The sequence below is a fragment of the Waterburya agarophytonicola KI4 genome (assembly GCF_020640915.1).
Classification (GTDB): domain Bacteria; phylum Cyanobacteriota; class Cyanobacteriia; order Cyanobacteriales; family Xenococcaceae; genus Waterburya; species Waterburya agarophytonicola.
On sequence record NZ_JADWDC010000121.1, the window covers coordinates 1 to 5,366 of the forward strand.

Below are 5,366 nucleotides of genomic sequence, written 5' to 3' on the forward strand. Positions count from 1 at the left end.
TTTTCAAAATAATCATCATTTTACTTTCTTCTGGGCTTAAACAAGAAGTATTGGCCCATTTCCTAGTTACAATTTAAGTCTCTCGTTACTAACGATAAGGGTGTTATCTACGCAGCCATTTAGAAGCTACTATACCTAAAGCTGCACCTACTAATGGATTACTCAAAAATTTAAGTAAAGCTGGTCGATCTGCCATTACTTCTTGAAAGATATCAGGATGAGAATGATAGGTGAAGTTAGCTAATTTACTCACATCGTCAGCGTTCATACGACTAGCGTGATGAGTAGATAAACCCAACTGCTTTGCTAAATCGCGATCGCTCAATCCTCTTTTTTTGAGGCGGTTGAAAAATTCCCTAGCGACATCATCTCTTTCTTGAGGCTTAATTTTGGCGATCGCCTGTTGCAATTCAGGTTCCATTTGCTCAGGTGAAACCTTATCGTGGTGAAAGGCATTCTTAAATAAACTATGTCTTTCTTCCTTGCTAGAACGATTAGCAAAATCATCAAAGTTATCGTAATCTTGTTTTACAGAAGAATCATCCAAAGATTCTACATTACCCCCCGCCAGGTCGTTCATTATTTGTCTTTTATACTTGTCGCTACTAGACATTATTTTTGGCTCCTTAATTTAATACTTGCTAATTGCTGTTTTGAATTACCCTTGGTACTCAATATTGTTAGACTGCACATCGTACTTGGCAGTTAAAATTCGCTCTTTATCTGGGGCATACATCAAAATAGTTAAATCTTGATTGGGAAAATTTTGATGAAAACCCATTGTCAAAGCTTTCGCCAGGGTTTTAACTTCTGTAGGCTTAACTCTTTCGGCGATTACTACCCCCAACTTATTGTTGTCTCGTACATAAGCATCTTTAATTAACCCTTGACTGGTGCTGATTACCCAATCACCAAATTTCTGTCCAGCCAGACTATTTCCTGTCTCTAGCTGCGTGTAAGCTTCTGTTTTATCTAATATTGGACTCGGAATAGTTGCCGTAGGGCTAGACGAACAGGCGGTGGTAGCCGTAACGACTAAAATTAAGATGGTAGTGATGAAAAGGTGACGAATTTTTCTAAACTTTGGAATCATAAACGCTGCTCCTAAAATGTACTTTTACTTGATAGTTTCGAGTTGATATTTTCCAATAAAAATGGGGAAAGAAATCTTCCCCAACAAAACCAAAAAACTATAAATTAGTTAATCGCATCTTTTACTGCATCTTTGCCATCTTCAACTGCGTGTTGTGCAGACGCTTCTGCCTGTTTGGCTTTACCCTCAGCCTGGTCGCCTTTATCGCCAGTAACATTACCCATCGCTTCTTGAGCTTTGCCTTCAATGTTTTTAGCTGTAGCTTCTACTCTATCTTGTGTACTCATAAGAGTGATCTCCTAATTTTATTTACTTTTGGTATTTATCGTTACTAAACATACTAATAAAAAAATATTCTTAGTTTATCCACCAAAAGTAATAACCATTGAAAGCTAATTAAAAATAAGATGTTGTGGCTCGATATATAACCTTAGATATATCTAAATACGTTGATGTTTATAACCTACTTATGTTGACATTATCTAGCAATAACTACTTGTAAAAATTACCTATCTAAAGAAAGATGATCCTTCGTTCAATCTCTTTTAACCTATTGACAGATACATAAGCAGTATCTTTAGTTGGAATTATTCAAAAATTCATTACTCTCTGTTTAATTAGTAGAAAATTTGTGATATGCAGATACAAAGCTTTCTCTTCTTCCTGTAAAAAATTAATTATTAAAAGAAAACAAAACTATGTTTTATAACAAAGTAACGCTGTTAGCGCAGCAAGGAATTATAATAGAAAGGTCAAGAGACTTGGAGGCGATTCAGAATTCTTCTTTTGTCTTTAATGGACCACAGTTTTTTGCAGCCGTAATTGCAGGAATAGTGTTGGCATTTGCCTTCCAACTACTATTTACCAATTTAGGAGTAGCTGTTGGTATATCCCTGGCTGGGGGAAGCTCTAGTAGCTCTAGCACTTCTGATTATGATAGTGATTCGGGTGGATTGGGCAGTACGATTAAAAAAGTTGGTATGGCAGTGGGTTTGGGGACACTAATTAGTGTTTCCTTGGCTTTATTTATTGCTAGCCTTTTAGCAGTCAAGTTAGGTTTGTATATCGCACCTCTTTCTGGGGCAATTGTCGGTTTAGTCATTTGGGCAGCCTTTTTTGCCTTAATGATGTTTTTTAGCTCTAGAACTATTGGCTCGCTCTTAGGTTCCGTGTTTAGCACTGCCACTGCTGGGATGCAGTCAATTCTGGGAACAGCTACGGCTGCGATTGCTGCTGGTGCAGCGAGCGAACAGGTGGTGAACACTGCTGAGGCTGCTACGGCTGCGGTAAAAAGAGAGTTAGGAATGGCGATCGACCCCATATCTATGAAAGAGAATGTAGAAGAATTTTTGCAGTCTGTCAAACCCGCAGGGATAGATGTTAATCAGATCGCGCAAGATTTTGAACAGTTACTAGATGATGAAAATCTACAGTCAATTGTGGATAGCGATCGCATTCATAATATCGATCGCCATACCTTTATTAAGCTAATTAGCGATCGCTCTGATATCTCTCGACAAGATGCCGAACGTATTGCTACCAAGATGGAGTCTGTTTGGCACAAGACTACCAGTAAGTTTACTCCTGCTGGTAATCCCGTTACGGATTTTGCTAACTATCTCAAAACAGCTACTAAAGAGCAGCTTACAGGTACAGATTTTGGTAGTAAGTTAGATTCTGTAGTCAGCCAAATTAATCCCAATAATAGTTCCAACGAAACTAATCCTTTAGTCAGAAGTGCTGTTTCTTTTGGTGCAAGTAGTCTAGCCAACATAGTAATAGGACGTGCCGATTTATCTGATTTTGATGTTGATCGCATTGTCAGTCAACTAAAATCTGCTGGGTTACAACTAGGAGAACAAACTGACAAAGTAGCCTACAAAGCAGGAATTAAAAAGACTCCTCCTACCACAATCGAGAAAGATATTGATAATTATCTAGCTAATGCTTATCCTTGGCAGCTTAAACAGGTTAACCTAGACCGAGAATTTCGTGACTTAATCTACGATCCTGCTGCCGATCCTCAAGCAGTAGTCAATGAACTCAGACAACTCAATCGTACAGATTTTGTCGAAGTTTTAACCCAAAAAGGATTACTATCTCAAGCACAAATTCGTAGTATCGCTAATATCCTCGATGCTATTCGCTTAGAAGTAATTGCCACTGCGGAGGCTGCACAAGCTAGAGAAAGTAGCATTGAATTAATGGTACAAGTAGAAGAATATCTAACTAGCGTTCCTAAAAATAGTTTGACCCCTGAAACAATTCAGCTTGAATTTAAGCCGATTTTAGAAGACTTCGACGCTACCTACGAACAGTTAACCACTCGTTTAGGAGTTTTAGATCGCCCTACCTTAGAAAGAATGCTAGAGTTGCGTAACGACATGAATCAAGTCGAAATATCGGCGATCGCTGGAGAATTAGAAATAGCACGCGATCAAGTCTTGAAAAATAGTCATCAAAATGTTACCAAAGCCAAAGCTGTAGCGGATAGGCAGTGGTTACAAATTCAGTCCTATCTGAGAAATACGGGCAAAGGTGAATTAAATCCTGATGGTATCCAGCGAGAACTAGAATTACTGTTCAAAGATCCCCAAGCAGGAAGTTCGGCATTGAGAGCAAGATTAGAGAAGTTCGATCGCGATACTTTAGTTCAGTTACTATCTCAACGTCAAGACTTAAGGCAATCTCAGGTAGAAGATATTATTGATACTGTTGAAGGTAGTTGGATGCGGATCGCTCATGCACCCCAAAAACTAGCGGGTAAAGCCAAAGAGCAATACGATATCGCTACATCAGAAATTGCTAGCTATCTCCGCAAAACTGGCAAGCCAGAACTCAATCCCAGGGGTATCGAACAAGATTTAACCTTATTATTTAACAATCCTAAATTGGGTTCAAAAGCTATTCGTCAGCGTTTGGCAGCAATGGATCGAGACACCTTAGTGCAGCTATTGGCACAGCGTCAAGATTTGAGTGAAGCTGATATTGATCGGGTTATTAATGATGTCCAGTCTACCCTGAGAAAAATTGTTAAAGCCCCCCGTCGTGCAGCTATCCGTACTCAAGAAAAAGTTCAAGATTTCTCAAGTGCGATCGCCGATTATCTGCGTGATACCGATAAGGCTGAATTAAGTCCTGGGGGTATTAAACGGGATCTGAAACTCTTGCTCAACGATCCTCGTGCTGGTGCAGAAAGTCTCAAGGACAGATTAGCTAGCTTCAATCGCTCTACTCTCACGGCATTGTTAACTCAAAGAGATGATATATCTCAAGCAGATGTCGATCTCGTGGTAGACCAAATCCTTGAAGTTAGAGATAGCATTATGTCTCAACTACAGATGGTGCAAGATAAAGTACAGTCGGTCATCGATCGCCTACTAGCTAAAATCAAGGCATACCTCGATAGTTTAGACCGTCCCGAACTAGCATACGCAGGAATCAAACGAGATATCAATCTGATGTTTGACGATCCTCAAGCTGGTTTTACTGCCTTAAGAGACCGCTTTTCCAAGGTCGATCGCAATACGATGCTGGCGATTATGAGTTCTCGCCAAGATATATCCGCAGCCGAGGCTAATCAAATTATCACTCAGATCGAAAGAACTCGCGATCGCGCCTTACAACGTGCCGAACGTATTCAAACCGAAGCGGGAATGCGTTTAGAATCTGCTAAAAAACAGGCAGCAATGCAGGTAGAAGAAACTCGTAAAGCTGCTGCCACTGCTTCTTGGTGGTTGTTTATAACTGGTTTGGTTAGTGCGATCGCCTCGGCTAGTGCTGGTGTAATTGGTGTGATGGGATAGATAGGTAATTAATTAATAATTATGATAGGCGCAGCTACTAATAGCTGCACCATTTTTCAGGGATTATAAAAAAGATAGAGTAATCGGCTAAACTACTTTGAGCAAGGTTTCTGGTTTATTTATTTCGTTTCAATACTGTTCGGTTAAGCTAAAAAAATGAGTTAATGAGAGTATTCGTAGCCGAAATCGTATGGAACTGAAACCTTATAATCTCTCAACAAATTGATATGTACATTAATCTTAAATAGACAAAATAAAGTAGACTATTTGATAATAACTAAGCCTAAAACTAGAGAATAATTAATTAAAATAGATGCTTAACTAATTGCCGCTAAAACTTTTAATCCTTGTTGATAATACTTGAGCTTATGGCGGTTAATTACCATAAGTTTTTCAACTAAAAACACACAAATAATTAATTTTTTAAGTTCAGAATTAAATGACTTACCAGATAATAGAAAAGTAGG

At 38.9% G+C, this 5,366-nt stretch carries 4 protein-coding genes; 1 reads left to right on the top strand and 3 read right to left on the bottom strand.

What is annotated here, in order from left to right; translation table 11 throughout:
• Positions 1-103 precede the first annotated feature (103 nt).
• From I4641_RS23060 to I4641_RS23070, 3 genes are all read right to left on the bottom strand, one after another.
• On the bottom strand, positions 104-613 hold the full coding sequence (locus tag I4641_RS23060) for a hypothetical protein (RefSeq protein ID WP_229642929.1): 510 nt from the start codon (positions 611-613) through the stop codon (positions 104-106).
• Between the two features lie 45 nt (positions 614-658).
• A complete protein-coding gene (locus tag I4641_RS23065) occupies positions 659-1,093 on the bottom strand; it encodes a hypothetical protein (RefSeq protein WP_229642930.1) in 435 nt (144 codons plus the stop codon).
• Positions 1,094-1,197: 104 nt separating this feature from the next.
• Positions 1,198-1,380 carry a CsbD family protein gene (locus tag I4641_RS23070; protein WP_229642931.1) on the bottom strand — a complete coding sequence of 61 codons (183 nt, stop codon included), beginning with the start codon at positions 1,378-1,380 and terminating at the stop codon, positions 1,198-1,200.
• A 411-nt stretch (positions 1,381-1,791) separates the two neighbouring features.
• Here I4641_RS23070 and I4641_RS23075 point away from each other — a divergent pair, with 411 nt between their 5' ends.
• Positions 1,792-4,899 carry a YrzE family protein gene (locus I4641_RS23075; protein ID WP_229642932.1) on the top strand — a complete coding sequence of 1,036 codons (3,108 nt, stop codon included), beginning with the start codon at positions 1,792-1,794 and terminating at the stop codon, positions 4,897-4,899.
• The last annotated feature ends 467 nt before the right edge of the window (positions 4,900-5,366 follow it).